The organism is Aquabacterium sp. UBA2148 (assembly GCF_002328915.1).
Taxonomy (GTDB): Bacteria; Pseudomonadota; Gammaproteobacteria; order Burkholderiales; family Burkholderiaceae_C; genus Aquabacterium; species Aquabacterium parvum.
The window spans coordinates 3,860-6,893 of the sequence record NZ_DCXA01000262.1 but is presented as its reverse complement, the minus strand read 5'-3'; the positions used below and the strand labels follow the sequence as shown (position 1 = coordinate 6,893).

At 65.6% G+C, this 3,034-nt stretch carries 5 protein-coding genes and 1 pseudogene; 5 read left to right on the top strand and 1 reads right to left on the bottom strand.

The window, feature by feature from the left end:
* Positions 1–298 (bottom strand): annotated as a pseudogene (locus tag B2W70_RS14610) (4-hydroxythreonine-4-phosphate dehydrogenase PdxA); the annotation flags it as partial.
* A 171-nt stretch (positions 299–469) separates the two neighbouring features.
* On the opposite strand from B2W70_RS14610, the gene hisI reads away from it, so the two are divergent.
* From hisI to tatC, 5 genes are all read left to right on the top strand, one after another.
* Positions 470–859: a phosphoribosyl-AMP cyclohydrolase gene (gene hisI / locus B2W70_RS14605; RefSeq protein WP_286746765.1), complete on the top strand. Its 390-nt coding sequence runs from the start codon at positions 470–472 to the stop codon at positions 857–859.
* Positions 859–1,221, top strand: a complete 363-nt coding sequence (locus B2W70_RS14600; RefSeq protein ID WP_286746764.1) for a phosphoribosyl-ATP diphosphatase — start codon at positions 859–861, stop codon at positions 1,219–1,221. Before hisI ends, B2W70_RS14600 begins: the two co-directional genes overlap by 1 nt.
* 100 nt (positions 1,222–1,321) lie before the next feature.
* On the top strand, positions 1,322–1,552 hold the full coding sequence (tatA, locus tag B2W70_RS14595; protein WP_058089381.1) for a Sec-independent protein translocase subunit TatA: 231 nt from the start codon (positions 1,322–1,324) through the stop codon (positions 1,550–1,552).
* Positions 1,553–1,562: 10 nt separating this feature from the next.
* The gene (locus B2W70_RS14590; protein ID WP_286746762.1) at positions 1,563–2,021 is read left to right on the top strand and encodes a Sec-independent protein translocase subunit TatA/TatB; all 459 of its coding nucleotides are present in this window, start codon (positions 1,563–1,565) and stop codon (positions 2,019–2,021) included.
* A gap of 6 nt (positions 2,022–2,027) precedes the next feature.
* Positions 2,028–2,825, top strand: coding sequence for a twin-arginine translocase subunit TatC (gene tatC / locus B2W70_RS14585; RefSeq protein WP_286746760.1), 798 nt, complete (start codon positions 2,028–2,030; stop codon positions 2,823–2,825).
* The last annotated feature ends 209 nt before the right edge of the window (positions 2,826–3,034 follow it).

The window sequence follows — 3,034 nt, the reverse complement described above, 5'->3', positions numbered from 1 at the left end:
CTGCGGCCTGCCCGGCTCGCCTGTCAACCCGGCCCAGCGGCGCCTCGAGCAGATCGGGTGGCAGGCCGGGTGGCGCCCACACCCCCATTTGCTCCCGCGGCAATCTGGACGCATCACGCCAATCACCCAATGCGACCACCTCGGGCGCCTGGCTCGCAGGCAGCCAGGCCACAGCTCGGCGCATGACCTGGGGGCAGCCGATCACCAGGGCACGGTCACCCCGCCCCCACCACTTGGCGATGATTTCCGGGCCGATGCCGCAGGCGTCGCCCATGGTCAGGGCCAACCAGTCGCCCATGGCTGAAACAGTCGGGCAGGACGCGTGGGGCGCCTGGGCGCTCGCCGATGCCGGCATGTGGGAAAACATGTTGGAAACGCCTCTGGGGGCACGGACATTGCTACCCCCCGATTGTCGGTCGGATCGGACCGATGCGCGGGGCCCGAGCCGCCCGGTTGCTACACTGCAGACATGACTTGGTTGGACGACGTGAAGTGGGACGAAAACGGGCTGGTGCCCGTCATCGCTCAAGAAGACAGCACGGGCGACGTGCTGATGTTTGCCTGGATGAACCGGGAGGCGCTGGCGCGAACCGCCGAAACGGGCGAGGCCGTCTATTGGAGCCGCTCGCGCAAGCGCCTGTGGCACAAGGGCGAAGAGTCCGGTCACACCCAGCAAGTGCACGCCATCCGCATGGACTGCGACAACGACGTGGTGCTGTTGCGCGTGACGCAAAAGGGACACGAACCCGGCATCGCCTGCCACACGGGCCGTCACAGTTGTTTCTTCCAGAAGTACGACAATGGCGCGTGGGTGACGGTTGAGCCCGTCCTCAAAGACCCGAAATCCATCTATTCATGATGAGTGCGCACAATCAACTGGACGTGCTGGCCCGCGTTGCCGAGGTCATCGAATCCCGAAAGGGCGGCGACCCCGACAAGAGCTACGTGGCCCGCCTTTTCCACAAGGGCACCGACACCATCCTCAAGAAGGTGGGCGAAGAGGCCACCGAGGCGGTGATCGCCGTCAAGGACCTGGCCGCGCAGGACAGCCCTGAACACCGCAAGGCGGTGGTGGGCGAGTTCGCCGACCTGTGGTTCCATTCGCTGGTGGCGCTGTCGCACATGGGCTTGGGCCCCGAGGACGTGGTGGCCGAGCTGGCCAGGCGCGAAGGCCTGTCGGGCCTGGAGGAGTTTGCGCGTCGCAGCGTCCCTCGCTCTTGAATTCCCGGGGGGCGCCCCCACATCGACCCATGTCGATGCCGGTGCCCCCGACATCTTTCTTTCAATCAACGCGGGCAGTCAGCCCGCTCGGAGTGTGATCATGGGTTCGTTCAGCATCTGGCACTGGGTGATCGTGCTGCTCATCGTGGTGATGGTCTTTGGCACCAAGAAGCTCAAGAACATCGGCGGCGACCTGGGCTCGGCCGTCAAGGGCTTCAAGGACGGCATGAAAGACGGTGGCACCACCCCCGAGGCCCCGGCCCAGCAGGTGACCAACGCTGCCCGCCAGGACAGCAACACCGTCGACGTCGACGCCAAGACCAAGTCCTGATCTCCAGGGCATGATTGATTTCGGCATCGACAAGCTGGCCCTGATCGGGGCTGTGGCGCTCATCGTGATCGGCCCGGAGCGACTGCCCCGGGTTGCGCGCACGGTGGGCGTGCTCATCGGCAAGGCTCAGCGATACGTCTCGCAGGTCCAGGGCGAGGTCAACCGTTCGATGGAGCTCGATGAGCTCAAGAAGATGAAGGACAACCTGCAGACCGCCGCCCAGGACATCGGGCAGACGGTGCAAGGCAGCCTGGACGAAGCCGGCCAGGCCCTGTCGGACAGCTCGACGGCCGACTACCCCAGCTTCTACAACGACCTGCCGGCCACCCCCTACACCCCGCCGCGCAAGAACTGGCGCCTCAAGCGTGGGGCAACGCCGCTTTGGTACAAGCAGCGCAACGGCGTGCGTCGCCATGTGCAGTCGGGTGCCGCGCGCGTCGCCCGCTTCCGCCCGAACCGCCAACCCTGACACCCCGTGAGCACCCCTCCCCCCAGCCCGGACGGCACGGACGGCACCGAACAGCCTTTCGTCGCCCACCTCATCGAGTTGCGCGATCGCCTGATCCGCGCCGTCATCGCCATCGCCATCGCCTTCGTGGCCTTGGCCATCTACCCATCGCCCTCCGGCCTGTACGACTGGCTGGCCATGCCACTGATCCAGCACCTGCCGGCCGGTGCGACCATGATCGCCACCAACCCGATCTCGCCATTCATGGTGCCGATCAAGGTCACGATGCTGGCCGCTTTCATGCTGGCGCTGCCGGTGGTGCTCTACCAGGTCTGGGCCTTCGTGGCGCCCGGCCTGTACACGCACGAGAAGAAACTGGTCCTGCCCCTGATCATCTCCAGCACGCTGCTGTTCTTCCTGGGTGTGGCCTTTTCGTACTTCTTCGTGTTCGGCAAGGTCTTCACCTTCATCCAGCAGTTCGCGCCCAAAAGCATCACCGCTGCCCCCGACATCGAGGCCTACCTGAGCTTTGTGCTCAACATGTTCATCGCCTTCGGGGCGGCCTTCGAGGTGCCGGTGGTGCTGGTCATCCTGGTGCGCATGGGCATGGTGTCGGTCGAGAAGCTGCGGGACTTCCGCAGCTACTTCATCGTCATCGCCTTCGTGATCGCTGCGGTGGTCACGCCGCCCGATGTCGTGTCGCAACTGGCGCTGGCGATCCCGATGTGCCTGCTCTACGAGGTGGGCATCGTGGCCGCAGGCTTGTTCGTCAAGCACACGCAGGCACCAGACAGCGATGCCTCGAGCGAAGGCCCGGTCACCTGAACGGGCCCGGTACCTACCCTGCCCCTGCTAAGGCGCCCCAAAGTGCCCCAGGGCTGGCGGACAGCTGAAGGCTGAACACTCGCAACAGCGCCGCGCCAACAACAAGGGCCCCGAGGGGCCCTTTGTCATTCCTCGTCGGCGGAGTCCGCCGGGTCTTCTTCCGGCTGCTCACGGCTGGCCACTTGCGGCCTGCGCGCCGTGACGATGGA